Raw genomic sequence first — 26,373 nt, 5'->3', positions numbered from 1 at the left:
CGATTATATTTACAAAAATAGTAGAATCTGTAATAATACGATAGTGCGTATATTGAACGCATGTTTTGAGGAGGTAAAAGGTGGATGTCAACAGATGAAAGGATATTAAGAGAAAAATTATTTGTAGAGATTTCTCTAAAAAGACAACAATTAATCGAAACGGCTAATTTGAAAGGATATACAAGTCAGGAAACAATACAAATTAGTCAAGAATTAGACAAATTGATAAACAAATACCAAAAATTAACATTTTATCAAAATCCCTTCAAAAGATGGTTAAAAATGTTAAGTATTAACAAAATTTTCGATCATTCATTAAAAAAACAAAACAGTATTTAACATTTTGTCGATCTATCGTGAGAATCGAATAAAGATATTAAGTGACTAGAGTTATTCAGATCCCTCTGAAATAAATCTAGTATTTTTTTTATTTAGGACAAGCCGACTATTAATTTTATATCGGGTTGTCTTTATTCATGAAAAATATAACTAAATACAAGTGTTGATTATCCATTATTTTACTTAATAATACCGAATCGTATAGCATGCCCAGTCGGCAAGCGAATCGCTTGCCGACTCTGGCAGAAAAGCTAGAAATAGAGTCATCTCAACTGGATTATATTGGTTAATCAACACGCCTGATAACTAATATCAATCATCTTGAAGATTTTCGTTATCATTCGGGAAGTTTATTGGAAGGGTAATGGTTACACACGTTCCTTTATTTATTTCACTATTAATGTGAATCGATCCATCATACAAATCAATAATGCGTTGACAAATGGCAAGACCTAAACCTGTTCCACTATCTTTCAAAGTGAAAAAAGGATCAAATATTTTGTTTATTATTTGAGGTGGAATCCCTTTACCAGTATCACGGATCGTTAAGATCGCTCTCTTTTTATTTTGCGTAGCAGAGATCGTTAATGCTCCTTCTGAATCCATAGACTCGATCGCATTTTTCGTAATATTCAATATTACTTGTTTAATATGGTCTTTTGTACAATAAATCCATATTGGTTTTTCTTTATCGAGATCAAGCTGAAACTTTAGATTTTTTATTTGACATTCAGACGAAATAAACGGGGTTACTTCTTGCAAAATTTCGATGAGATTATAATGTTTATGTTTATACACTGTCGGCTTACCAAGCATTAAAAATTCACTAACAATTTCATTGATTCGTTCAATCTCTTTTTCCATAACATCGAAATAATGCTGATCTTCATCCGAAGTATATTTTTCTTTTAACAGTTGTACAAAGCCATGAATTCCTGTTAAAGGATTTCGAATCTCATGGGCAGTGCTGGTGGCAAGTGTACCGACTAGCTCTAACTTTTGTTGCTCTGCTTGGATTAATTCTAGCTTCGCTTTTCTCCTAAGCAAATAATATTGGATTAATAAGAAAATTACATTTAACACGAAAAATATCATGATTGAAGACACAAATATACGATCTTGTAAATCTGTAAACTTGATGTCGGGAAGTCTTGCTTCAAGTTTCCATGGCAACTCATGTAAGTCTTTTTCAATGATAATACCAAGATCGTTTTCCGGTTTTAATCCAGAACGGAAAATCGTTTCTCCATTTAAATTTTTCGTTTCAATGTAAAGCTCCGGACTCAACACATTCATAATATTTTGGATATAGTCGACACGTACGGTTGCAACGAGCACATTTGTAATATTTTGATTGCGATCTAGAATAGGAGTACAAAGTGTAACGATAAAGTGATGGGAAAATGGTCCGATGTAAGCTTCAGAAATCGATGTTGCTTTCTTTGTCACAGCTTCTTGAAAATATGGGCGATGTTTAATACTAACATTTGGATCATAATATCGGGTTCCTAATTGAAAATATCCATTTTGATCAACAATATAAAAGCCTGAAAAACGTGGTTCTCCTTTATACACCTTTGTTAACACATCATTAATCTCTTCTTTAGATTTTATTTTATTTAACAAAATTGCCATCGTTTCCATTTTTGTTTTCGTTTCCCGTATTAAATTATCAATTTGCTTTTGATGAATATTTAACATATTTTCTGTTTCATTTTTATATTTTTTGATCAATGCTTCTTCTTGCATGTTCCAGAAAAACATTGAAAGAAAAATAGCCGGGATGATGACAATCACTATGTATTGAAAAATGTGGTTTTTCCACCATAATCTTCGCATATTCATTACCCCTTATCATTTTCAACTCATTTATTATAGCATAATGAAAATACAGATATCATCCGTGTTGATTAACTAATAATAACAAGTTGAGATGGCTCTATTTCTAGCTTTTCTGCCGGAGTCGGCAAGCGATTCGCTTGCCGACTTGGCATGCTATACGCATGCCCTTCTCGAACAAGAAACACCAGCGGCCAAATGAATTTGCCCGCTGGTGTTTCTTGTCGAGGGATATGGAAGAAAAGCTTGTGTTCAGCCATACGATTCTGCATTTTTAAGTAAAATAATGGATTATCAACAGTTGTGTACAGATATATCAAAAAAAGCGTTCTATTTTTCATTTAGCAAAAAACTTTAAAGTTTTATTTCCTCCATAATTATATATAATGGAAAAAAGGAATTGATATTCAACAGCCTGCAGGGGAAAGAGTTGCGAAAATGGAGTACCGTTAAATTTTGAGAAAAAGTACGAAGTCGTCATGAATAACTATCGGGCAAGCGGTGGGGGTGAGTATACAATGTTTAAAGGAAAAAAGTGATAAAGGAAATACAAGTAGATATGGTTGAGGTTATGATTCAGTAAATATTACGCCGTCGTGTTATTCAGGCGACTTGTAATCATAATTGGACGGTTATTTGGTAATGTTGATTACGTGTTACTTGACAAAAGGTAGAAGTTTCTTTATGATTACTTAGAATTAAAGGTTTTCGTTATTGAGGGAATGATATGAAAATGAGTAGTCGCGAAGATCAATCATTAAAATTATATGTTGTCCTTTCAAAAGCATATCGGGCAATGCATGACTATGTGAGCAAGCATATTCAATCGTATGGATTAAATCCAACCGAGTTTGCTGTACTAGAGCTTTTATATCATAAAGGGGAACAGCCTTTACAACAAATAGGCGGAAAAATTTTATTAGCGAGCGGAAGTATTACATATGTGATTGACAAGCTGGAAAAAAAGGAGCTATTAATGAGAAAGGCTTGTCCGAAAGACCGACGTGTTACATATGCGGTTATTACAGAAAAAGGAAAGCGATTCATAGCAGAAATGTTCCCAGAGCATAAGAAAGTGATCGATCAAATTATGAGTGTGCTTACAGAAGAAGAGAAACAAACCGCTATTCGCTTAATCAAACAAGTCGGGCTCTATGTCAAAAATTTAGAAATCTAAACGGAAAGTCAACATTTCCAATATGAAAATACGAGCCGTTATGGGCTCGTATTTTCATTTTCCCCATAAGGTAAGATCAGGATTTCGACGCGACGATTTTTTTGGCGGCCCTCCTCTGTATTATTAGATGCAATGGGCTTATATTCACCATAACCTTTTGCACTGAATAACTGCGGATTAAGCTTCTCATTTTCCAACAAAATCGACAAGAAGTTCACCGCACGCATGACGCTTAAATGCCAGTTGGAGTCAAATTGTGAGTTTTTGATGGGTACATTATCTGTATGGCCGCTAATGACAACGTATCTTGGTGGATTCATGACGAGAAGATTTGAGATTTCCCTTGCTAATTTTTGATCCTTTTTTCGGACTTCTGCTTTCCCTGAATCAAAAAGTATGTCGTCTACAATTGTAATTAAAAGCCCTTCATCTGATAAAGATGTTTTTAGTTTGTTATTCAATTGCTTCGAATCGATGTAAGCATTAACTTTTTGTTGAATATCACTTAGTTGTTCTTGTTTTTGCACCTGTTTTTGGTCATCTTGATTGATATTTTTTAATTCTTTTTCTTGAAGATATGATTCTCCACCTTCTGGCATAGGGCTTGGAAATTCTAATATGCTTGTTCCTCCCGTAAGGTTGGCGTTCATCGAAATCGCTAACTGTCTAAATTTTTGTGCATCAATAGAGCTCATCCCAAATAAAATGATAAAAAGGGCTAAAAGCAACGTTAATAAGTCGGCATAAGGGATGAGCCACGTTTCATCGATATGGTTATCGTTTTTCTTTTTGCGACGTTTAGCCATTTTGTTTCACACTTTCTTGTAATAACTTTTCTCTTTCACGCTCAGGGAGATATATCGCTAGCTTTTGTTCAATGGAATGAGGCGATTGCCCTTCTAAAATCGAAAGAATACCTTCGATCATCACTTGGCGCACAATGGCTTCTTGTTTTGATTTTCGTTTTAATTTATTTGCAAAAGGATGCCATAGTACATACCCAGTGAAAATACCTAATAATGTGGCGACGAACGCAGCTCCAATTGAAGTGCCTATCTCTTCAACATTTTCTAAGTTCGATAAGGCGGCGATTAATCCCACTACTGCACCGAGTACTCCTAATGTAGGAGCATATGTACCCGCTTGTGTAAAAATGGCCGCTCCTGCTTCATGACGCTCTTCTATCGCTTCAATTTCTTCTGTCATAACATCCCGAATAAATTCGGCCGTTTGGCCATCAATCGCCATGCTTAACCCCGTTTTTAAAAACGGGTCATCAATTTCATCAAGTTTTGCTTCAAGCGCTAACAGCCCTTCTTTCCGCGCAAGCTGCGCCCATTCAGAAAACAATGGAATTAATTCTTGAATTGTGATCATTTTTTGTTCCCGAAATAAAATTCCAAAAAGCTTCGGTATCCGTTTAATTTCGTTTGTTGGAAATGCGATAACAACCGAAGCCATCGTTCCCACAATAATAATCAAAATAGCTGCAGGGTTTATGAGAACGGATAAATTAACCCCTTTTAAAATAATTCCTAATCCTAATGCTAATAATCCTAATATTAATCCTAAGAGTGTTGTTTTATCCATGTTCATCAAATCCTTCATTATGATGTTTATCCTCAATACATATATCGACACATTTGTTGATTATTTTAGTATCTTTATTGCGTTTGGTGAAGTATTGTTTTTTTATTTTATTTGAGGAGAAGAAATCAGTCTAATGACGAATTCGTGAATAATGTACTCTTCTGTTGCTGTTAAAAACGAGAATAGATTTTGGGTTTGGAGTTTAAGTTTAAAGAATTCTTGGTCTGAATCGGTATTGGTTTAACGTGTGATAACCTATATGAATTTCGGAATGATGAAAACGGAAACAAATTTGTAGTAAGTGGGAAGGGAAAATGTCAAAATCATTCCGAAGTAAATAAATTTTACATAAAACATGTTTTCAAATGGGGGTTCAAGAATAGATAAACAGAAAAGTCCAAAAAGAGAAAGAAAGTAATACATCACAACCCCATATACGGGTCCAAATGATTCCATAAACAGTATGTAGCCAAGGCATGTTCCATTGACAAAAAATATGATTGCAGCGGTTAAAAAATAAAACTTATTCGTTATGTCCATATTTTTCACCTCAATGTATTGTATGAGGTATTCGAAAAGAACATGTAAACGGCAAATACGAAAAGGAAATAAAAAAGAGCTGGACGTTAAATCCAGCTCTTTTTTTAAATTTATTGTACAACAATTTGGTTGTTGTCTACTTTGACTGTTAAATTTTTCTTATCTGGGTGGTCTAAAAGTACATCGGCAATTTGGTCTTCCACATGCTCTTGAATAGCACGGCGAAGAGGACGTGCGCCAAAATCAGGATGATAACCAATTTCAGCTAATTTTTGTTTTGCTTCATTTGTCATTTCAACTGTAATTTGTTGATCAGCTAATGTTTCTTGCAATTCATTAAGCATAAGCTCGACAATTTTCACTAAATCCTTTTGCTCAAGCGGTTTAAATTCAATAATGCTGTCGAAGCGGTTTAAAAATTCTGGCTTAAAGTATGAGCGTAGTGATGTTAAAAGGCTATTTTCATTTTGATTTGATTGATTAAAACCAACCGATACTTGCTTATCAGTTGCACCTGCATTGCTTGTCATAATAATGACAGTATCTTTAAAGCTTACGGTGCGACCTTGACTATCAGTTAAACGGCCATCTTCTAATATTTGTAAAAAGATATGCTGTACGTCTGGGTGAGCTTTTTCAATTTCATCCAAAAGAATAATACTGTAAGGATTTCTGCGCACACGTTCAGTCAATTGGCCAGCCTCTTCGTGACCAACGTAACCAGGAGGTGAACCGATGAGCTTGGATACAGAATGCTTTTCCATGTACTCGCTCATATCAAGACGAATCATCGCGTCTTTTGATCCAAATAATTCTTCAGCAAGCGTTTTGGAAAGCTCCGTTTTTCCGACTCCTGTTGGGCCGACAAATAAGAAGGAGCCAATTGGACGATTTTTCGCTTTTAATCCCGCACGACTGCGGCGAATCGCTTTTGCTACCTTTTTCACGGCTTCTTGTTGACCGATCACTTTTTTCGCTAAATTTTCTTCTAAGTTTTTCATTTTAGACTGTTCTTCTTTTTGAAGCTTTCCTACAGGGATACCTGTCTTTTCTTCAATGATCTTTTCAATTAATGAAGCATCAACGATTGGCTTTTTAACAGATTCGTTTCGTCCCAGCTGCTTTTCAAGTTTTTCTTCTTCATCGCGGAGCTTCGCAGCTAGTTCATAATTTTCTTCTTTTAGTGCAAGTTGTTTTTTTTGAGCGATTTCATTTAATCGATCTTGAATATGCTGTTCATCTAACGAATCATGCTGCAAATTCACTTTGGAGCCAGCTTCATCCATTAAGTCAATCGCTTTATCAGGCAAGAAGCGATCTTGGATATAACGGTGTGAGAGCTTGACACAAGCTTGAATCGCCTCTTCACTATATTGTACTTGATGATAGTCTTCATATTTTCCTTGAATACCTTTTAAAATTTCGATCGTTTTTTCGATTGATGGCTCTTTAACAAGGACAGGTTGGAAGCGGCGTTCTAACGCAGCGTCCTTTTCGATTTTACGGTACTCTTTTAAAGTAGTAGCTCCGACAAGTTGTAATTCTCCTCTAGCTAATGCAGGCTTTAAAATATTTCCAGCATCCATAGAGCCTTCTGCAGAGCCGGCGCCTACGAGTAAATGAATTTCATCAATAAATAAGATAATATTTTTACGGCTTTGCAGCTCTTGAATGAGCTGTTTCATACGTTCTTCAAATTGTCCACGTATTCCTGTATTCGCAACTAAAGAAGAAACGTCTAGCATATAAACTTCTTTGTTCATTAATTTTGCTGGAACCTTTCCTTCTGTAATTTTTAGGGCTAGTCCTTCTACAATCGCTGTTTTTCCGACTCCAGGTTCACCAATTAGTACTGGGTTGTTTTTGTTGCGGCGATTTAAAATTTCAATGACACGTTTTACTTCTTCATCCCGGCCAATGACAGGATCGATCAGTCCAGCTCTCGCAATATCTGTCAAGTTACGTCCGAATTGATCTAGCATTCCGCCGCGGTTTCGGTTTTGTGTTTGTTGCATGGCTTCATTTGCTGCCCCCATCATGTTTGAATATCCGGAAAAGCTGTTAAATAGTTGCTCAAAATCACTAAATGGGAAGTTAGAAAAATTAGTTGGAACTTTGTTTTTATATTTTGTATAGCAATCTTGGCATAAAAGATATTGCTGTTTTTGTCCGTTTACTTGTAAATGTAAATGTACGGTTGCTTTGTTTTGTTGACAATGTTGACACAACATATGAAAAACCCCCTTTAAATCGTATTGTTTTGACCTTGACTAACTTTGACCTTTAATCCAAAATAAAATACATTACTTTGTTTGACCTTTTCTGACTTTAATTATACTTTGACCTTTTTTGACTTTCAAGTACTTTTTTGATTTTTTTTAATAATTGTTGAAAAAAAGAACGGTTATAATCTTTTTAATATGATTTTGTAAAGAATGGAAGAAAAAAAGTTGTGTTGCTTCCCTTTGTGCCAATGTATTTAAGATGCTTAAAAACGTAGGCAATGATAAAATAAAAAATCATAACTTTGTTCGTTTGTTCATGGAGGTGCGTTTATGGATCGAATTGCCGTTATTTCTGATATACACGGAAATATTCCAGCTTTGGAGGCTGTTTTAGAAGATATAAAAAGCCGAAACATTGAGCGAACTTTTTGTTTAGGCGATCTTGTAGGAAAAGGACCTGATTCTTACATGGCGGTTGAACTTGTTCGAACACATTGTGAAAAAGTCGTAAAAGGGAATTGGGATGATTTAATGTTAAAGAGTGATGTAACAGATGTTGTCAAATGGCATCAGCATCAACTTACAAAAGAGCAATTATCTTATTTGGAGCATCTTCCTTTCGTGATTGAATTTTACATGAGCGGTCGATACGTTCGTCTTTTTCATGCATCCCCTTTTAGTGTATGGACTAGGATTCAACCATGGGATCATATGGAAAAACGATTGTCCATGTTTGAAAACACGAAAAATACAAGCTATATCATTCCAAATGTAGTTGGTTATGGTGACGTCCATAATGCGTATGTACAAAACTTCCGGGGAAAAACATTATTTAATACAGGAAGTGTTGGAAATCCTTTAGAAATTACACAAGCCTCTTACGCGATTTTAGAGGGGGAATATGGTTCTCTTGTAACGAAATCATTTTCTATTCAACTTGTAAGGGTCCCATATAATATTGAACGGGCCATCGAGCAGGCCAAAAATGCGAAATTACCAGATCTTGATGATTATATAAAAGAATTGACAACAGCGAGATATCGAGGATTAAAAGATACAAAGTAATGAATATCTTTTTTTTCTTAAAGGAACTCTAAAAAGAGACAAAGATATGAAAGGAAGATCGACATGACTCAATCGAAACGTCAGCAGGAGCGGCAATGGGCTGTAAGAAAACAATCACAAAATCCTCATGGCAAAGTGAAAACATTTGCAGAGTTAAAAGAAGATGCTAATCATAAGCCGAATCGTTAACTTTACTTAATAAATTTTTCAAATTAAATGAGAAAAAAGTTGGCGAAATTAACTGATTAATGATATAGTAATATAAGATTAAATCAAATAAAATCCGTGCACATAACACGGGAGAGGTTCTAGCACACCCTCTATAAAAAACTAAGGACAACTATATCCTTGGGATATAGTTTTTTATTTGGCTAGAGCACCTCTTGAGGTGTTTTTTTCATGTATGTCCATTTGTTTAATTCGTGTGTTAGAATGCTCGCTCTTTTATTAAGAGAGGAGAGTGGATGGTAATGTCTCAAAAGGCAGTCGTTGTTTTTAGCGGGGGACAAGATAGTACAACTTGTCTGTTTTGGGCATTAAAACAATTTGCTGAAGTCGTTGCTGTTACCTTTGATTATCAACAAAGGCATCAACTTGAAATAGATGTGGCGAAAAATATTGCGAAAGAGCTTAGTGTCAAACACCATATATTGGATATGTCATTATTAAATCAGCTCGCCCCAAATGCTTTGACAAGAACAAATATTCCTATTGAACAAACAGAGGGGGAGCTTCCTAGTACGTTTGTTCCAGGAAGAAACTTACTGTTTCTCACTTTTGCATCCATTATTGCCAAACAAATTGGTGCAAAGCATATTGTAACAGGTGTTTGTGAAACAGACTTTAGTGGGTATCCAGATTGCAGGGACGTTTTTATTAAATCTTGTAATGTGACGATTAATTTGGCCATGGATGATCAATTTGTCATTCACACACCACTCATGTGGCTGAATAAAGCGGAAACATGGAAGCTTGCAGATGAACTAGGAGCCTTTCAATTTGTCCGAGAAAAAACATTAACATGCTATAACGGAATAATTGCTGATGGTTGCGGTGAATGTCCTGCTTGCAAACTTCGCAAGCGTGGGCTAGAGGAATATTTACAACAAAAGGGTGGGGATGTGTAATGTTGCAACAAATTTACCCACAAGCCCAACATGACTATCAATACGAATTAAATAAAGATATGCAATTTGCGGCAGCACATTATATTCCGAGTGAAAAAGCTGGTGTTTGTCAACAAGTACACGGTCATACGTATTTTGTCAATGTAACGATTGCTGGTGATGAATTAGATGAAACGGGGTTTTTAGTTAATTTTGCAAAGTTAAAAAAGATTGTCCATGGGAAATTTGATCATACATTACTAAATGATCATGCATCGTTTGATGATCAAAATAAAGAAAAGTTTCCGACAACGGAAGTGGTGGCCAAAACGATTTATGAAATGATCCAAAAAGAGCTAGACGAATTGCCGAACAAGCCGAAATGTGTTCAAGTGTTCGTTAGAGAAACACCTACAAGCTACGTTGTGTTTCGTCCAAAAAAGGAGAAAAAATCATGGTAACAAAGCGTCTCATACCTGTCATTGAAATATTCGGACCGACTATACAAGGGGAAGGGATGTTGATCGGACGCAAAACGATGTTTGTACGAACAGCAGGCTGTGATTTTTCCTGTTCTTGGTGTGATTCAGCTTTTACGTGGGACGGAAGCAGCAAAAAAGATATCCGCTTAATGTCCGCTGAAGAAATTTGGTGTGAACTAAAACAGATTGGCGGAAATACGTTTTCACATGTAACGATTTCAGGTGGAAATCCGGCACTGTTCCCACAAATCGGCGAATTAATTCATTTTCTTCATAACCATAACATTTTAGTAGGGATTGAAACACAAGGAAGTCGTTATCAACCATGGTTTTTAGAGGTAGACGATTTAACCATTTCCCCCAAGCCGCCTAGCTCGAACATGAAACAAGATTTAGAGTTTTTGGATGATATTTTGAAGAACTTAGAAGAGCATAATCGCTTAAAACATGTGAATTTGAAAATCGTCATTTTTGATGAGCAGGATTTTCACTATGCGAAAAAGATTTATCAAAAATATTCGCAAATCCCATTTTACTTGCAAGTTGGCAATCCTTTGATTACGGAACAAAATGATGCCGTTTTAGCTCAACAACTTTTAAAGCGGTATAATTGGTTGATCAATATGGTTATGCATGATGAAGTTTTGAAAGATATTCGCGTGCTCCCACAGCTTCATACACTTGTTTGGGGAAATAAACGCGGTGTGTAAGGAAAGGAGTTATACAGATGGCTGGAAGAAAAGAGGAAGAATTACAAGGAGTGACGTTATTAGGCAATCAAGGGACAAAGTACGTGTTCGAGTATTCTCCTGAAGTTCTTGAAACATTTGAAAATAAACACCCAAATCGTGATTATTTCGTGAAATTTAATTGTCCTGAATTCACTTCTTTATGTCCAAAAACAGGACAGCCTGATTTTGCAACCATTTACATTAGCTATATACCAGATAAGAAGATGGTCGAAAGTAAATCATTAAAACTATATTTGTTTAGTTTTCGAAATCATGGTGACTTTCACGAAGATTGCATCAATATTATTATGAATGATTTAATTGAATTAATGGAACCACGCTATATTGAAGTGTGGGGGAAATTTACTCCACGCGGTGGAATTTCAATTGATCCATATGTCAACTATGGCCGACCGGGAACGAAATACGAAAAAATGGCTGAATACCGTTTAATGAATCACGACTTATATCCTGAAAAAATTGATAATCGCTAAACGATGAAAAAAAACACAAGATGAATGTCGAAAAAATGGGAACGGAGGTTGAGCATTCTCCGTTCCCATATGTTAGTTAGCGACTGTTGCTGATGATCTTATAATTTTTATGATTAACAACCGTTTTATGTTCTAAGTCTAGCTCGCGAAAGTTTTCCATGTACGTTAAGTCAACAATGACAGAGTTTTCATTTACTTTTTCCACAACACCTTGGAGACCATTTTTAAATTCAATGATATTCCCAACTTGAGCAATATTCATTTTTTCTCTCCTTTAATTAAATTTATAATTATTTTGCATGATTTCTGAAAGCTTGTAAAGGGTTTCGAACATTTTTTGCCAAATTACTATTGAAAAAGGGGGAAATTTCAATGGACGAAAAGCTAGCGAATGATATATTAGATAAATTGAAAGATGGTGAGCTAAATGAGTATTTAGTTACGAAAGAGCAGTTTATGATTTTTCGTAAAGTACTTGTTTCAAGACCAGATTTTAAGCATTTTCGTGGAATTGCCCAGCGGGGCGGCAATGTGATTTATCAATATTTACAAGATCCTAGAAGTTAAGGCTGGCAAAAGCCAGCTTTCTTTATTTTTGCAAAAACTCTTTTCGGAGACATTTTTTTAATTTAGAAATGGCTCCTCTTCTCCAGCTTTTCACTAATGACACGCTGACTCCTAATTCTTTTGCAATTTGTGTCGAATCTTTCCCTTCCAAACAATATTTCTTCAACCAGATAGATTGATTTCGTGTTAGTGATTTTGATATTTGCTCAATCCAAATGTGCCTCTCCGTTTCATGGATGAATCCGCTCGTTTCATCATTACAAAACCACTCTTCACGCAATGAATGACGATCGTAAAAATGGCTTCTCCTCGATAGTTCGTTCAGTAATGCACCTTTCATATAAGCGTATGCATACGTGGAAAAGGAACCTTTTTGCGGATTAAAGCTCCTTTTCGCTTTCCATAGTGCAATGACTGCTTGGTGATAAAACTCCTGTTCTGGATCCTCAATATTTAATTTTTTGATCAGATGAAAAATCATACCGTTATAATGTTGCAGCAAGTCTGGAAAGGATTTTTCCTGTTCCCCCATCATTTACGCCCTTTCAAAGAGCGCGCTCTTTTATATTCCGCGGTACCTTTACCATATAAAATAGTTCTGCAGCTTGCGAACTAGATTAACGATAGTAAGAAAAAGTCTGTGACCGAAAAAAGATGATTTCCCCATGAATGAAACGTTATTATTTTGTTTAATTCCTTCGCCTTTATTTCCTAAAAGAAATTTTTGAAGAAAAATGACTGACCTTTCGGGACAAGACGTTTTTAGAAGCGTTCGGCAAAACAAATATATTGTCATGTTTTACATCTTGTCTCATATGGATAAAGAGAGAGAAGAAGAGGGAGAAGATGATGAAAACATTTCTAACAGGTACGTTATTTTTAGTTTTGGCTGCTTTTATTGGAGAATGCTTTGAGTTTGTCATTAATATGGTATTAGCTCGTGAGCTTGGCGAAATTGGTATGGGCCATTATATGTCGATATTACCTGTCATGTTTTTTATTGTCGTTCTGGCAAGCTTCGAGCTGCCGATTTCAATTTCCAAATATATTGCCGAACATGAGAAACAGTTTCATTGGCCAATGCTCAAATATGCATTAAGCCTTACGTTTTGGATTTCCTTAATGTTGACTTTGATCACGTTTTTATTTTTCCCGCTTATCCCAATATTTAAAGAATACCATCCTGCGATAAAATGGCTCTTTATCCTTCTCATTCCGATGGTGTCCTTTTCTTCCATCGCAAGAGGATTTTTTATGGGCAACCATCAAATGGGGAAAATTGCTTTTGCGAATGGATTTCGTAAAATGATTCAACTTGGTCTTCTAATTGTTTTATTTCAAATGTTTGATTTTCACCAAGATACGTCTTTATTAGCTGCTTTAAGCGCTTTTATTGGTAGTGAAGCAATTGTTGTCATTTATTTATTAAGCGCCTATATGCTGCAAACAGGGGAATTAATTCGTATATCTGAACAAGTGACAGATATAAAAAAGATTCGCAAGCATCTTTTTCAAGTTTCGGTTCCGACTACCACTATGCGGCTTTTTCATTCTTTCATCCATGCCATTCAACCATTTTTGATTAAATATGCACTCGTTCAATCAGGGTTAACTGAAAGAGCTGCAACAGAACAGTTCGGTCTATTGTCAGGTGTTGCGATGACGATCGGTTTTTTTCCAGCCTTTATTGCCCATTCCATGCTCATCGTGTTAATTCCGACCGTATCTGAAGCATTTTCAAAGCGTGATCAGCTCATGCTCAAAAAGCTTCTACAGCAAACCATGTTTTTGACGTTTTTATATGGTATTCCAGCTGTCTGCATCATTTTTACATTCGGAGATGCTTTAACAAAGCTTTTTTTTCAAGTGGGGGCAGCAACATATTATTTAAAGCTATTGTGGCCATATTTTTTCTTCCATTTTTTAATCATTCCATTACAAGCGTATTTAATCGGCTTAAATTTAGTGAAAGATGCTCTTTTTCATACAGTTTGGTCACATACGGTCGCTTTTACGATCATTCTTTTGTTAGGGTCAATGCATGAATGGAAAATGGCAGGGGTTATTGTCGGCTTGAATACAGGAGGCGTGCTCCAATTTTTTATGCATTATACAACAATCTGTAAAAAAATTGGTTTAAATTATTTTTTTCAAATGGAAAAGAAAATCGTTTGATTAATGAAATGTTATTTGATGTTAAGAAGAGAAGCTTATGATAAAAAAGATTCTAATAAATGAGAAAATGATGCTGAAGATGAAAATCATTATTAATAACTAATATTATTTTAAAATTATTATAATTATTATTTGAAAAATGGTTTATTTCATGTATAATGTAAATAGATAAAGTGAAAGTGATATGGATCCGTTTTATGATCACACTATTTTTGCTGCCTACATTGGCAGCTTTTGAGTTTTTTAAGGGGTTTGAAGATGATTTTAATTCTCAAAGAGGGAGCTGTGAGAGAATGGAAGCAAATATTAAAATGAAAATTGAAGAAGCGAAGAAAGAAACAACCGTAGGCTTTTTAAAAGAGCATGGAGAATTAATAGCAGCGATCGTTTCCGGTTTTCTTATTTTCATTGCTTGGATATTAAGTATGGATGGTATGAATACGGCCTCCATCATTTTATATATAAGTGCTTTTATCATTGGCGGTTTTGCAAAAGCGAAGGAAGGTATTGAAGAAACAATTGAAGAAAAAAAGTTAAATGTGGAGCTATTAATGGTATTTGCAGCCATCGGTTCAGCAATAATCGGTCATTGGGCTGAAGGTGCAATATTAATTTTCATTTTTGCCTTAAGTGGTGCTTTAGAGACGTATACGACAAACAAAAGTAAACGAGAACTGTCGGCTTTAATGGATATTCAACCCGAAAAGGCAACGCTTTATGTAAATGGACAGGAAAAAGTCGTTCATGTTTCCGAGCTATCGGTCAATGATTTGATTATTGTTAAGCCTGGTGAGCGAATCCCAGCGGATGGGATCGTTGTAGATGGGAAAACAGCTATTGATGAGTCAGCGATTACAGGTGAATCCATCCCTGTAGAGAAAAAAGCTAACGATGAAGTTTTTGCCGGAACAGTCAATTTAAATGGTTCCATAACTTTGAAAGTTTCAAAAGAAAATAATGAATCACTGTTTCATAAAATATTGATGCTCGTTCAAACCGCTCAATCAGAAAAATCTCCATCCCAGCAATTTATTGAAAAATTTGAAGGGGCTTATGTGAATGGAGTTATCATAACTGTACTATTGTTACTGTTTTTGCCTCATTTTTTGCTCGGCTGGAGCTTTAGTGAAACGTTTTATCGAGCCATGGTCTTTATGGTTGTAGCGTCACCTTGTGCCCTCGTTGCTTCGATAATGCCAGCAACACTTTCGGCGATTTCCAATGGAGCAAGAAATGGACTTCTTTTTAAAGGCGGTGTTCATCTCGAACGATTAAGTAAAGTGAACGTAATCGCTTTTGATAAAACAGGAACGTTAACAAAAGGAGAACCGAAAGTGACCGATCTCGTGATTCGTGATGGAATCGATGAAAGGGAACTATTGAAAGCTGTCTATGCCATTGAAAAACAATCGAATCATCCACTAGCTAAAGCGATTGTTCAATATATTGAAAGCAAAATTGAAGATGTACCAAATCAGTGGATGAATATTAAAGAACAATCTGGATTTGGAGTTTCCGCTATTTGGAATGAAGAAACATGGAAAATTGGTAAAGCCGATTTTGTCGGAAAAGAAGAGGCCCTTTCATTTCAACAAAATATTTCAACCACACTCGCCGAGGAAGGGAAAACGGTCGTATATGTGCGTGATTCAAATGGGATCGCAGCTATTTTCGCATTAAAAGATGTTCTGCGAGAAGATATCGTACAGGCGATAAAAGAGTTGCAAAAAGAAGGCATTCATACTGTCATGTTAACAGGTGATAGTCATGCGACAGCTAAGGCCATTGCGCAAGAAGCTGGCATCCAAGAGTTTTATAGTGAATGCTTACCAGAAGATAAAGTCAAGCACATTAAAGAACTAAAAAATAAGTTTGGCATCGTTGCGATGATCGGTGATGGAATTAATGATGCTCCTGCTCTTGCGACAGCCAATGTCGGCATTGCCATGGGGGAAGGAACTGATGCAGCTTTAGAAACAGCTGAAATTGTGCTGATGAAAAATGATATGACAAAAGTGATAAAAGCAATCCATTTATCCAAAAAAATGAATCGCATCATAAAGCAAAATATTGTCTTTTCGTTAAGTGTCATTGCCATTCTTATTTGTTCAAACTTCCTACAAATCATTGACTTGCCGTTTGGAGTTATTGGACATGAAGGAAGTACCATTTTAGTCATTTTAAACGGTCTAAGGTTGTTAAAAGCATAATATTAATTAAACTGCCGCCATTAACAGGCGGCGTTTTTCGTGTAATAATGATACCATTTGAATTGTTAAGTCATGTTTTCATCACCATCTGGCTCATCTGGTCGTTTCGATACAATAATATAAGATGAGATAATGAAAATAAATCCGACGATCCAGCCCACTAATGAACTATAATAATAAACATCAATTAATAAATTTCCGATAATAGGTGATGCAAATGCTAGTATACATAGGATTAAGACTAAATGCTTTTTTAAAAAAACCGCCACCTATAACACTCCTTAATATGATCACTTAAATAAACTTATTTCTATATTATACAAAAGAAATTTTTTGTTCACAAAGAAGGTTTTTCTGATTGTAATGCAATCACTATGCTGATAACTTTTTTGATCGTATGATTTAGCCCGGTCTGTATGATAGAATGAGATACAAAATGGGTGAAATATTTATTGGCTGAACCATGAAATCGAAGAACAACTACAGGAGTGAATACGTTGATTAAATTTTTAATTCACTTATTGATATTTATCTTAGCTTTAAATATTTCAGGATGCGCCAATATAACCCCTGATGAGGGTGTAAACACAGATCATGAACAAATGAATGGAGAAAATATAGAGAATAAAAGAATTGAAGTTGAATTAGCACACATAATTGACGGTGATACGATTTCTGTCATTTATAACGGCAAGCAAACAAATGTAAGATTTTTACTGGTCGATTGTCCAGAAACTTCACATCCTCGTTTGGGTGAACAACCATTTGGAAAAGAAGCTAAAGAATTTACTCGTAGTTTAGTAGAAAATGCTCGTAAGATTGAACTAGAATTTGACATCGGCCCTAAACAAGATAAATACGGACGATTATTAGCTTATGTATATGTCGATGGTAAAATGATTCAAGAGGAATTGTTAAAAAAAGGGTTAGCAAGGGTAGCTTACGTTTATCCGCCGAACACTCGCTATGTTGATCAATTTACTGCTATTCAAAAAAAGGCACAACAACAAGGAATTGGGATTTGGGAAATTGAAAATTATGTACAAGAAGATGGTTTTCATCCTGACGTAATGGAATCAAATTCGAAAACGAGCAAATCTGAAAACGACTGCCTAATAAAAGGAAATATTGGCTCCGAAAAAATTTATCATACCCCGGAATCGCCTTGGTATGAAGAGACAAAGGCAGAAGTGATGTTTTGTACGGAAGAGGAGGCTGTGAAAGCCGGCTTTCGTCCTCCTAAGCAATAATAAAAGATTTTCATCTAATTTAGTAGCGAATATAGGATTTACACAATGTTCAATGGTAGTGTTTTCTGAATGAAATGAATCTCACTAATGCTTAAAAATCCTGCCGTATTTATCAATGCAAGGGCAATCGGTATTTATCCAACATCCATAAATGCTGTATATACGGAAGATCATGGAGAAAAGAATTATAGAATGATTGGGGAATATTATAAACATATTTTACATTTTCATAATTTTTAATATAATTATAAACAGTTTATAAATTTATAGAAACGCTTACGAGGTAAGGAAAATGATTGAAATTAAATTAGCTAGTTTGCAGCAGTTATACGAAATATCCATTCTAAATGAATGGATGAAAAAGGGAAATTCACGGAAAGATAGCTTGTATAAGGCAATCCAAAAAGGAGATTGCTTCGTAGCAACAGAAGCCGACAAAATTGTTGGATATATTACTTTTTCTCGCTCATTTTTTGACAATTGGTTTATTAAGCTTTTATATGTCGACACGGCATATCGAAGAAAAGGGATTGCTAGTCAATTAATAAATGAAGTGATGAAACATTGTGTCACGGAAAAGCTTTTTGTTTCTACAAATGAGTCGAACGAAGCAATGAAATCGTTATTAAACAAGCTCGGTTTTATTCAATCAGGTTATTTAGATCATATTAATCAAATTGAGAGGGAAATCTTTTATGTCAAAAAGCTGAATCACGAAAGGTAGAACAACACAAAGCCTGAATTAAACAGGCTTTGTGTTGCTTTTTTAAGACGCTTTTTTACGTTTAACGATGACGAAAACGATAATAAACAATAAACCGATAATAAGGGTGGCGATTGACCCATATTCTTGTATAAGTGTTGTAGCATTTTCCCCAAATAACATAATGACAATGGCGACAAGTAAAAAACGAGCCCCCCTGCCGATCAAGGAACCAATGACAAAACTTGACATTTTCATTTCGACGACACCGCTTAATATCGTAAACACTTTATAGGGGATGGGTGTAAATCCTGCGATAATAATGGCTCCCATACCGTATTGATGGTATAAATTTTCCGCTTTGGAAATGACGTTTTCTGTCGTTATTTTATGTAGTAAAGGCTTACCGATTCCTTTCCCTAAATAATACCCTACAATTCCGCCTAATACGGAGGCAACCGTCGTGTAAATAGCAAATAAAATCGCTTTTGATGGTTCAATAAGACTTAGTGGTATCAGCAACGCATCTGGCGGGATGATAAAAACAGATGATTCGGTGAAGGCCACGATGAGTAATCCTAATACTCCCCATTCTTGAAAAAACTCAATCAAATAATGTATAAACTGTTCCAACTTATCTTCCTCCGTTTTCTCGTACTATATTACGTTTGAATCATAACAGTCTGCCAGTAGAACGTCAATAAATAATCTATTAGAAAAAAATTAGGATGATTATTAAACAGTGAAAATAGTTTTAAATTTTATGATCCTCTTTACCTCCATTCTCTTTAAAAAATAGGTGAAGGGAGGTGAAGAGGATGGCTGAAGTTCAATTAATGGAGACTCAACTTCGCCTTGTGTTTCAAATGGGCGTGGATGAGGAAGGGAAACCGTTGTTGAAAAACAAAAATTTTAATAACATCGACACACAAGCAACAGCAGATCAGCTTTTATCAGCGGCTCAAGCGATCGCAAGTTTACAATCGAAAACATTAGTGCATGTCGAGCGTAATGACTCTCAACAAATTAATGCATAGGAAAGGAGTGTGAAACATGGAAAAGACTTTAGAGCTACAGTTTTTAAATGAGGAAGGAAAACTCGTGCGGCTGACAATTGAAGACCCAAAGGATACTTTAACTGAAGCGGAAATTTCATTAGCAATGGATTCGATCTTATCAGCAAATGTCTTCACATCAAAAGGCGGCCGCTATGTAGCGAAGAAAGGTGCTCGCGTAATTGAACGACAAGTAACAGAGTTTACGATTCAATAAACCGGTAGGGTGAGTAAAGATTTAGCTACGGAGGCTGTCCTATAAGTGTCATGTGTTATTCGGACTGACACTGACAGCCTCTTTATCATGTGATAAGGGAGGAATGGACAGTGCAAGAGTGGATAAAGTTTTTAAGTGATGTCGGATTTCCGATTGTCGTAACATTATACTTACTTCATCGGATTGAAGGGAAGCTTGATGCTGTCAATCACTCGATTCAAATGCTTCCGTCCCAACTGAAAGACATGTAAAAATAAGAGCTGGCTCTTTGAACGCATTAGGCCAGCTCTCAATGTTTTTACGACGAGCCGAGTACTTTTGATGAATTGTCGATAATCATGTATGGACTCAATGAATGTTCGTATGAGACATAAAAAAAATAGAAAGGATCGAATCTTTTCGAAAAGTCCGCATGTTTCTTTTTTGAAAACAATAGGCACGGATATAGGTTGAATGGATGGATTTGACTAATATGGTTCTTTGCGAAAGCTCCCCATTTTGTGCTAAATAAATTATTTCAATAGGTCGTTTTTCATGAAAGCTATTTTCAAGAAGAGTCATTCGTATCTCTCCTTTGTTCATTTCTTTTTCAAACGTCTATATTATAATTATATACGAACATGTATTCGATAATGCATTTAAATTTTTGGTAGGTGTGAAAGATGTATCACGTGATGTACAGCTGTATCATTCAGCAAACTCGTATTGTGAAAGTCATGGACTTTGAAAGCGGACAAATCATTCATTTTACGATGGATGAATTGGAAAAGGGAAAACTTCCGAAGAAACTGGAGAATTACGTTTTGACAATAAAAGAAAAAATTGAAAGTGGATATTGGGATCAAAATTCATCATTCGACAATACTTACCGAAGGAAATAGCTAATAAATGAAGAAAAATAATCAGGAGTGTTGTTTAACCTATAATAACTAGTTGAGATGGCTCTATTTCAAGCTTTTCTGCCGAAGTCGGCAAGCAACAAAGTTTACGAAAACAGCCTAACGGTTGAAACATTATTTAGCTCCTCTTGAATACTTTTTGACATCATAATACTTTTTTCCACTTTTGAAACGTTCTCCTTTTAATTGATTTGATAAAAATAAAATCCTAGAACTTAATCGTTAGTCTTGAAGGCTTGTCAACAAATTGGCAAGCATTTTTTTATTACATTTTAATGAAAATGAGGTAAGATATTTTCTACAAGATACGACAAAATTTGTTGACCAGCTTCTCTAAAATCTTGTAGTATTATAGAGATTCAACAAAAAGGAGATGGGATTTCAGTATGGGATCCTTAATAATAAAAAAAATTTTAAACAATAATGTCGTCATTGCGAAGCACGATTCTTTTCGAGAAGTAGTGGTTATTGGAAAAGGAATTGGGTTTGGAAAAAAGAAAGAGGATACCGTTTCAGAGGAAACGGTTGAAAAAATGTTTGTTTTAAAAAATGAAAAAGAACAAGAGCAATATAAAAAGCTTCTCCCTTTTATTGATGAAGAAATGATTGAAATGGTCAATGATGTAATTCATTTTATTAGTGAGAAAGTAGGTTTACCGCTAAATGAACATATCCATATCGCTTTAACAGATCATATTACATTTGCGATCAAAAGGCTGCAGCAAGGGATGGATATTAAAAATCCATTTTTAACAGAAACGAAAACGCTTTATCCAAAAGAATACGAGATAGCAAAAGAAGTTGTTGAAATGATTAATGAAAAGCTCGATGTAAGTTTGCCTGAAGGGGAAATTGGGTTTATAGCCCTCCATATTCATAGTGCTTTAACGAATAAATCAATATCAGAAGTGAATCAACATTCTCAAGTAATAAGTGAGCTTATGAATATTGTGGAAGACTCAATGAAAATTACCATTGATAAAGAAAGCATCAATTACATGCGGCTTGTAAGACACCTGCAACATACGATTGAACGAGTTATGAAAGGTGAAGCGGTTGAAGAACCAGAAAAAATCACTTTATTATTGAAAAATGAGTATCCTTTATGCTATAATACTGCATGGAAGATGATCAAGGTTATGCAGCAGAAATTGAAGAAACCTGTTTATGATGCAGAGGCTGTTTATTTAACCATGCATTTATACCGTTTAGCTAATAAAACGATATAAAATAATTGCTTTACGTGTTACTGATTCGATCAGGCATGAGTGAGCAAGACGAATAAATTTTAGTTATTAGGGAATGTTTACCTATGACTAATTGTCTTGTTTCACCATGCCTTTTTATTTTGCTATAAGTTAATTCGGCAAAACGATTCGAATTGATCATCATTCACCATCTTTTATAGCTTTCTGCAAACGGTTTCGCATTCTGTGCATAATGCAAACATAATAGGAGGGGGAAAGATGTTTAAAAAATTATTCGGAGTCCTGCAAAAAGTTGGACGGGCATTAATGCTTCCAGTAGCCATTTTGCCAGCTGCAGGTATTTTACTTGGGGTTGGAAATGCGCTGCAGCAAGAAGTGTTCATTAATAAAGTCCCTGTATTTGGAAACGAATGGGTTCAATTTATCGCAGCAATTATGGAGCAAGCAGGTGGAATTGTTTTTAGCAATCTTGCTCTATTATTTGCCGTTGGGGTTGCCATTGGATTAGCAAATGGTGATGGTGTTGCGGGGATTGCAGCCATCATTGGTTTTTTAGTCATGAATGTGACAATGAGTGAAATTTTAATAGGGCTAGGCCAGCTTCCGCCAGATATAAACGCTGACCCAGCTTTCGCAACCGTTTTAGGAATCCCGACATTACAAACAGGTGTTTTTGGTGGGATTATTATCGGGATTTTAGCTGCCTACATGTACAATAAATATTATAACATAGAATTGCCACAATATTTAGGTTTTTTTGCTGGGAAACGTTTTGTTCCGATTATTACGGCAGCTTCTGCCCTTGTATTAGGTGTCATCATGTATTTTGTATGGCCGCCAATTCAAGGAGGATTAAACGCTTTCTCAGAAGGGATGCTCGAAACGAACAAAACATTAGCTGCCTTTGTTTTTGGAGTTATTGAACGCTCCTTAATTCCATTTGGTTTACACCATATTTTTTATGCTCCTTTCTGGTTTGAGTTTGGTTCATATGTAAATGCAGCAGGAGAAATTGTTCGAGGAGATCAGCGCATCTTCTTTGAGCAATTGAAAGATGGTGTCGAACTAACGGCAGGTACATTCATGACAGGTAAATTCCCGTTCATGATGTTTGGTCTGCCAGCAGCTGCGCTTGCTATTTACCATGAAGCAAAACCAGAAAATAAAAAAGTTGTGGCAGGTATTATGGGTTCTGCTGCTTTAACATCCTTTTTAACAGGAATTACAGAACCGATAGAATTTAGCTTCTTGTTCGTAGCACCTGTATTATTTGGCATTCATGCTATTTTCGCTGGATTATCCTTTATGATTATGCATCTATTAAATGTTAAAATTGGTATGACCTTTTCAGGCGGTGTGATCGACTATTTATTATTTGGTGTTATACAAGGTAAAACAGCTTGGTGGCTCGTCATACCAGTTGGATTAGTTTTTGCTGTCATTTACTATTTTGGTTTCCGTTTTGCGATACGGAAATTCAACTTAAAAACACCAGGCCGTGAAGATATTGAAACATCTGAAGAAGATCAGAGAGAAAAAACAGCGAATGATTTGCCGTATAATATTCTTGAAGCTCTTGGTGGAAAAGAAAATATAGCACACATAGATGCTTGTATCACTCGTTTACGTGTATCTGTTCATGATCAAAAAAATGTAGATAAAGAGCGTTTGAAGCAATTAGGTGCATCTGGTGTTTTAGAAGTTGGCAATAACATTCAAGCCATTTTTGGTCCAAAATCGGATAATTTGAAAACACAAATTCAACAAATCATGAATGGGAAAACGCCAGCTTCAGCAAAGAAAGAAAATCAAAACACATCGAAAACAGCCGAAGAGAAAAGTAAACACCTTGAGTTTGTTTCACCTTTAACTGGAGAATTACATCCAATTACAGACGTCCCTGATCAAGTATTTTCAGGAAAAATGATGGGAGATGGATTTGCGATATTACCAAAAGAAGGAAAGGTCATCTCCCCAATAGATGGAAATGTAATAAATGTTTTCCCAACAAAACATGCGATTGGTTTAAATTCTCATGATGGTTATGAAATACTCATCCACTTCGGAATTGATACAGTAAACTTAAAAGGAGAAGGATTTACCGTTCATGTTTCTGAAGGAGATACTGTGAAAAAAGGACAAATATTATTAGAAGCAAACCTTGAATATATTCAAGAAAACGCACCTTCCATTATGACGCCGATTGTTTTTACGAATTTACAAGAAGGTCAATCGATCATCACCAAAAAAGAGGGCATAGTGGAAGCAGGAGAAGATAACATCATATCCATTGAATCATAACCATCTCAAAGATCTTTCATCTTAATGATATATTTTTTACTTGGTATTGATAGTTTCTATTTGTTTGTAAAAGCCCTAAAAGGCTTTCCATAGATTAAAGGAAAAATAAAAGAAAAGGGGTTTGATTAAAATGGCAGAAAGAACATTTCTAATTACAGCAGATACAGGGATTCATGCTCGACCAGCAACGATGTTAGTACAAGCAGCGAGCAAATTCGATTCAGACATCCAATTAGAATACAATGGAAAAACAGTAAACTTAAAATCGATCATGGGTGTCATGTCACTTGGGATTGGCAAAGGGGCAAAAATTAAAGTTACTGCCGTTGGCTCTGATGAAAATGATGCAATGAAGGCAATTGAAGAAACAATGAAAAAAGAAGGGTTAGGAGAATAATGCTAAAACTAGAAGGAATAGGAGCTTCACACGGTATTGCAATAGCAAAAGCATACCGTTTAGAAGAGCCAGACTTAACGGTTAACAAATATGAAATTACAAATTATCAAGCGGAAATCGAACGCTTTGAAAAGGCGATCGAGCAAGCGAAAAATGAGTTAGAAAAAATTAGAGATCATGCCAAAAGCCAGCTTGGTGAAGATAAAGCCGCGATCTTTGAAGCACATTTACTCGTATTAAGCGATCCAGAGCTTTTAAATCCTGTTAAAGAAAAAATAGCGAATGAATCCATTAACGCAGAATATGCTATGCGTGAAACAGCCGATATGTTTATTACGATGTTTGAATCGATGGATAACGAATATATGAGTGAGCGTGCGGCTGATATTCGCGATGTTACAAAGCGAGTCATAGGACATTTGTTAGGAGTTGAAATTCCAAATCCAAGCCTAGTTTCAGAAGAAGTCATTATCGTTGCTTACGACTTGACACCTTCTGATACGGCTCAATTAAATCGCCAATTCGTCAAAGCTTTTACAACAGATATTGGTGGAAGAACTTCACATTCAGCGATCATGGCTCGTTCTATGGAAATTCCTGCAGTCGTTGGAACAAAAGAAGCTACTTCGCAAATTAAAAATGGCGATTTCGTCATTGTTGATGGTTTAGATGGAAAAGTATTCGTCAATCCATCAAATGAAATAATCGAACAATATAAAGCGAAAAAAGAGGAATATGAAAAGCAAAAAGCCGAGTGGGCCAAGCTTGTTAATGAAGAAACGATCTCAAAAGACGGTCATCACGTTGAACTTGCTGCTAATATTGGGACACCTGAGGATGTGAAAGGTGTATTAGAAAATGGCGGAGAAGGCATTGGCCTATATCGTACCGAATTTTTATACATGGGAAGAGACCAACTTCCAACAGAAGATGAGCAGTTTGAGGCTTACAAAACAGTTTTAGAAAAAATGAATGGCAAGCCAGTTGTTGTACGTACTCTTGACATTGGCGGAGACAAAGAGCTTCCTTATTTAGATTTGCCAAAGGAAATGAATCCATTCTTAGGATTTCGGGCTATTCGCCTTTGTCTCGAAATGAAAGAAATGTTCCGAACACAATTACGAGCATTACTTAGAGCAAGTAAATATGGCAATTTGAAAATTATGTTCCCTATGATTGCGACTTTAGATGAATTTAGACAAGCAAAAGCGATTTTGTTGGAAGAAAAAGAGAAGTTAATGACGGAAGGAATTCAAGTTTCCGATGAGATTGAAATTGGAATGATGGTTGAAATTCCGTCCACAGCTGTCTTAGCTGATCAATTTGCAAAAGAGGTTGATTTCTTCAGTATTGGGACAAACGATTTAATTCAATATACGATGGCTGCAGATCGTATGAATGAACGTATTTCGTACTTATACCAACCGTACAACCCAGCCATTATTCGACTCATTTCATTTGTGATTGAAGCTGCACATAAAGAAGGAAAATGGGTTGGGATGTGTGGTGAAATGGCAGGCGACCCAATCGCCATTCCTATTCTTTTAGGATTGGGACTTGACGAATTCTCCATGAGTGCCACATCCATTTTACCAGCACGTTCTCAAATTAAAAACCTTTCTAAAAAAGAAGCGGAAAGTTTTAAAGAAAAAATTCTTGCCATGAGAACAGCAGAAGAAGTAGTTGAATTTGTGAAAAATACATTTTATTTATAAAAAAGGACAGCAAATGGTAAAATTCCATTTGCTGTTTTTTTAAGGCTGTTTTCGTAAACTTTGTTGCTTTTCGACTGTCTATGAACCG

At 35.6% G+C, this 26,373-nt stretch carries 31 protein-coding genes, 1 pseudogene and 1 riboswitch; of the genes and pseudogenes, 22 read left to right on the top strand and 10 right to left on the bottom strand.

Going from position 1 to position 26,373, the window contains the following annotated elements:
* The first annotated feature begins 84 nt into the window (after positions 1–84).
* On the top strand, positions 85–339 hold the full coding sequence (locus J2S06_RS06645; protein WP_419151745.1) for an aspartyl-phosphate phosphatase Spo0E family protein: 255 nt from the start codon (positions 85–87) through the stop codon (positions 337–339).
* Between the two features lie 312 nt (positions 340–651).
* Here the strand turns inward: J2S06_RS06645 and J2S06_RS06640 are convergent, their stop codons facing one another.
* Together J2S06_RS06640 and J2S06_RS06635 are read right to left on the bottom strand one after the other, a co-directional pair.
* Positions 652–2,178 (bottom strand): ATP-binding protein, encoded by a 1,527-nt coding sequence (locus J2S06_RS06640; RefSeq protein ID WP_419151744.1) that lies wholly within the window; start codon positions 2,176–2,178, stop codon positions 652–654.
* A gap of 71 nt (positions 2,179–2,249) precedes the next feature.
* A complete protein-coding gene (locus J2S06_RS06635; protein ID WP_419151743.1) occupies positions 2,250–2,519 on the bottom strand; it encodes a hypothetical protein in 270 nt (89 codons plus the stop codon).
* Between the two features lie 105 nt (positions 2,520–2,624).
* Between J2S06_RS06635 and J2S06_RS06630 the strand changes: the two are divergent.
* Positions 2,625–2,717: pseudogene (locus J2S06_RS06630) on the top strand (5'-nucleotidase C-terminal domain-containing protein); the annotation flags it as partial.
* A gap of 194 nt (positions 2,718–2,911) precedes the next feature.
* On the top strand, positions 2,912–3,355 hold the full coding sequence (locus J2S06_RS06625; protein ID WP_419151793.1) for a MarR family winged helix-turn-helix transcriptional regulator: 444 nt from the start codon (positions 2,912–2,914) through the stop codon (positions 3,353–3,355).
* 38 nt (positions 3,356–3,393) lie between these two features.
* Here J2S06_RS06625 and motB read toward each other — a convergent pair whose 3' ends face one another.
* The 3 genes from motB to J2S06_RS06610 all read right to left on the bottom strand — a co-directional run bounded on the left by motB (position 3,394) and on the right by J2S06_RS06610 (position 7,716).
* Entirely contained in the window at positions 3,394–4,161 is a 768-nt protein-coding gene (gene motB / locus J2S06_RS06620) for a flagellar motor protein MotB (RefSeq protein ID WP_419151742.1), read from the bottom strand.
* The gene (gene motA, locus J2S06_RS06615) at positions 4,154–4,945 is read right to left on the bottom strand and encodes a flagellar motor stator protein MotA (protein ID WP_419151741.1); all 792 of its coding nucleotides are present in this window, start codon (positions 4,943–4,945) and stop codon (positions 4,154–4,156) included. The genes motB and motA overlap by 8 nt, the downstream gene beginning before the upstream one ends.
* A gap of 650 nt (positions 4,946–5,595) precedes the next feature.
* Positions 5,596–7,716 carry an ATP-dependent Clp protease ATP-binding subunit gene (locus J2S06_RS06610; protein WP_419151740.1) on the bottom strand — a complete coding sequence of 707 codons (2,121 nt, stop codon included), beginning with the start codon at positions 7,714–7,716 and terminating at the stop codon, positions 5,596–5,598.
* Between the two features lie 324 nt (positions 7,717–8,040).
* Between J2S06_RS06610 and J2S06_RS06605 the strand changes: the two genes are divergently transcribed.
* From J2S06_RS06605 to queF, 6 genes are all read left to right on the top strand, one after another.
* Positions 8,041–8,775: a metallophosphoesterase family protein gene (locus J2S06_RS06605; protein WP_419151739.1), complete on the top strand. Its 735-nt coding sequence runs from the start codon at positions 8,041–8,043 to the stop codon at positions 8,773–8,775.
* A gap of 63 nt (positions 8,776–8,838) precedes the next feature.
* Positions 8,839–8,964 carry a DUF6254 family protein gene (locus J2S06_RS06600; RefSeq protein WP_235357004.1) on the top strand — a complete coding sequence of 42 codons (126 nt, stop codon included), beginning with the start codon at positions 8,839–8,841 and terminating at the stop codon, positions 8,962–8,964.
* A 107-nt stretch (positions 8,965–9,071) separates the two neighbouring features.
* Positions 9,072–9,115, top strand: a riboswitch (PreQ1 riboswitch).
* A 124-nt stretch (positions 9,116–9,239) separates the two neighbouring features.
* Positions 9,240–9,902: a 7-cyano-7-deazaguanine synthase QueC gene (gene queC / locus J2S06_RS06595; protein ID WP_044749438.1), complete on the top strand. Its 663-nt coding sequence runs from the start codon at positions 9,240–9,242 to the stop codon at positions 9,900–9,902.
* Entirely contained in the window at positions 9,902–10,342 is a 441-nt protein-coding gene (queD, locus tag J2S06_RS06590) for a 6-carboxytetrahydropterin synthase QueD (RefSeq protein ID WP_419151738.1), read from the top strand. Before queC ends, queD begins: the two co-directional genes overlap by 1 nt.
* Positions 10,336–11,073 carry a 7-carboxy-7-deazaguanine synthase QueE gene (gene queE / locus J2S06_RS06585; protein WP_044749436.1) on the top strand — a complete coding sequence of 246 codons (738 nt, stop codon included), beginning with the start codon at positions 10,336–10,338 and terminating at the stop codon, positions 11,071–11,073. The genes queD and queE overlap by 7 nt, the downstream gene beginning before the upstream one ends.
* Before the next feature lie 17 nt (positions 11,074–11,090).
* Positions 11,091–11,588 (top strand): preQ(1) synthase, encoded by a 498-nt coding sequence (gene queF, locus J2S06_RS06580; RefSeq protein ID WP_419151737.1) that lies wholly within the window; start codon positions 11,091–11,093, stop codon positions 11,586–11,588.
* 76 nt (positions 11,589–11,664) lie between these two features.
* Here the strand turns inward: queF and J2S06_RS06575 are convergent, their stop codons facing one another.
* A complete protein-coding gene (locus J2S06_RS06575; RefSeq protein WP_044749434.1) occupies positions 11,665–11,850 on the bottom strand; it encodes a YkvS family protein in 186 nt (61 codons plus the stop codon).
* Positions 11,851–11,960: 110 nt separating this feature from the next.
* On the opposite strand from J2S06_RS06575, the gene J2S06_RS06570 reads away from it, so the two are divergent.
* Complete coding sequence (locus tag J2S06_RS06570; protein WP_044749433.1) at positions 11,961–12,155, top strand: hypothetical protein; 195 nt, start codon at positions 11,961–11,963, stop codon at positions 12,153–12,155.
* 22 nt (positions 12,156–12,177) lie between these two features.
* Here J2S06_RS06570 and J2S06_RS06565 read toward each other — a convergent pair whose 3' ends face one another.
* Entirely contained in the window at positions 12,178–12,687 is a 510-nt protein-coding gene (locus J2S06_RS06565; protein WP_419151736.1) for a sigma-70 family RNA polymerase sigma factor, read from the bottom strand.
* A 314-nt stretch (positions 12,688–13,001) separates the two neighbouring features.
* Between J2S06_RS06565 and J2S06_RS06560 the strand changes: the two genes are divergently transcribed.
* Entirely contained in the window at positions 13,002–14,330 is a 1,329-nt protein-coding gene (locus J2S06_RS06560; RefSeq protein ID WP_419151735.1) for an oligosaccharide flippase family protein, read from the top strand.
* A 293-nt stretch (positions 14,331–14,623) separates the two neighbouring features.
* Entirely contained in the window at positions 14,624–16,540 is a 1,917-nt protein-coding gene (locus tag J2S06_RS06555; protein ID WP_419151734.1) for a heavy metal translocating P-type ATPase, read from the top strand.
* A gap of 65 nt (positions 16,541–16,605) precedes the next feature.
* Here J2S06_RS06555 and J2S06_RS06550 read toward each other — a convergent pair whose 3' ends face one another.
* A complete protein-coding gene (locus tag J2S06_RS06550; RefSeq protein WP_044749431.1) occupies positions 16,606–16,809 on the bottom strand; it encodes a hypothetical protein in 204 nt (67 codons plus the stop codon).
* Positions 16,810–17,037: 228 nt separating this feature from the next.
* On the opposite strand from J2S06_RS06550, the gene J2S06_RS06545 reads away from it, so the two are divergent.
* Positions 17,038–17,790 (top strand): thermonuclease family protein, encoded by a 753-nt coding sequence (locus J2S06_RS06545; RefSeq protein ID WP_419151733.1) that lies wholly within the window; start codon positions 17,038–17,040, stop codon positions 17,788–17,790.
* Positions 17,791–18,082: 292 nt separating this feature from the next.
* Entirely contained in the window at positions 18,083–18,514 is a 432-nt protein-coding gene (locus J2S06_RS06540; RefSeq protein WP_044749429.1) for a GNAT family N-acetyltransferase, read from the top strand.
* A gap of 42 nt (positions 18,515–18,556) precedes the next feature.
* Here J2S06_RS06540 and J2S06_RS06535 read toward each other — a convergent pair whose 3' ends face one another.
* Positions 18,557–19,126, bottom strand: a complete 570-nt coding sequence (locus J2S06_RS06535; protein ID WP_044749428.1) for a YqaA family protein — start codon at positions 19,124–19,126, stop codon at positions 18,557–18,559.
* Positions 19,127–19,311: 185 nt separating this feature from the next.
* Between J2S06_RS06535 and J2S06_RS06530 the strand changes: the two genes are divergently transcribed.
* From J2S06_RS06530 to J2S06_RS06520, 3 genes are all read left to right on the top strand, one after another.
* A complete protein-coding gene (locus J2S06_RS06530) occupies positions 19,312–19,530 on the top strand; it encodes a DUF1659 domain-containing protein (protein WP_419151732.1) in 219 nt (72 codons plus the stop codon).
* 16 nt (positions 19,531–19,546) lie between these two features.
* The gene (locus J2S06_RS06525; protein WP_044749426.1) at positions 19,547–19,765 is read left to right on the top strand and encodes a DUF2922 domain-containing protein; all 219 of its coding nucleotides are present in this window, start codon (positions 19,547–19,549) and stop codon (positions 19,763–19,765) included.
* Between the two features lie 110 nt (positions 19,766–19,875).
* Positions 19,876–20,016 carry a YvrJ family protein gene (locus J2S06_RS06520; RefSeq protein ID WP_044749425.1) on the top strand — a complete coding sequence of 47 codons (141 nt, stop codon included), beginning with the start codon at positions 19,876–19,878 and terminating at the stop codon, positions 20,014–20,016.
* A gap of 97 nt (positions 20,017–20,113) precedes the next feature.
* On the opposite strand, the gene J2S06_RS16095 is transcribed toward J2S06_RS06520, so the two are convergent.
* Positions 20,114–20,326 carry a WYL domain-containing protein gene (locus J2S06_RS16095; RefSeq protein ID WP_052659404.1) on the bottom strand — a complete coding sequence of 71 codons (213 nt, stop codon included), beginning with the start codon at positions 20,324–20,326 and terminating at the stop codon, positions 20,114–20,116.
* Between the two features lie 101 nt (positions 20,327–20,427).
* Here J2S06_RS16095 and J2S06_RS06515 point away from each other — a divergent pair, with 101 nt between their 5' ends.
* From J2S06_RS06515 to ptsP, 5 genes are all read left to right on the top strand, one after another.
* Complete coding sequence (locus J2S06_RS06515) at positions 20,428–20,646, top strand: hypothetical protein (RefSeq protein ID WP_419151731.1); 219 nt, start codon at positions 20,428–20,430, stop codon at positions 20,644–20,646.
* 404 nt (positions 20,647–21,050) lie between these two features.
* Positions 21,051–21,893 (top strand): glucose PTS transporter transcription antiterminator GlcT, encoded by an 843-nt coding sequence (glcT, locus tag J2S06_RS06510; protein WP_419151730.1) that lies wholly within the window; start codon positions 21,051–21,053, stop codon positions 21,891–21,893.
* Positions 21,894–22,130: 237 nt separating this feature from the next.
* Entirely contained in the window at positions 22,131–24,173 is a 2,043-nt protein-coding gene (ptsG, locus tag J2S06_RS06505; RefSeq protein ID WP_419151729.1) for a glucose-specific PTS transporter subunit IIBC, read from the top strand.
* A 130-nt stretch (positions 24,174–24,303) separates the two neighbouring features.
* Complete coding sequence (locus J2S06_RS06500; RefSeq protein ID WP_044749419.1) at positions 24,304–24,570, top strand: phosphocarrier protein HPr; 267 nt, start codon at positions 24,304–24,306, stop codon at positions 24,568–24,570.
* Positions 24,570–26,285 (top strand): phosphoenolpyruvate--protein phosphotransferase, encoded by a 1,716-nt coding sequence (gene ptsP, locus J2S06_RS06495; protein ID WP_419151728.1) that lies wholly within the window; start codon positions 24,570–24,572, stop codon positions 26,283–26,285. Before J2S06_RS06500 ends, ptsP begins: the two co-directional genes overlap by 1 nt.
* The last annotated feature ends 88 nt before the right edge of the window (positions 26,286–26,373 follow it).

This window comes from Bacillus alveayuensis (assembly GCA_030812955.1).
Taxonomy (GTDB): Bacteria; Bacillota; Bacilli; order Bacillales; family Aeribacillaceae; genus Bacillus_CB; species Bacillus_CB alveayuensis.
This window is presented reverse-complemented; position numbering and strand designations above follow the sequence as displayed.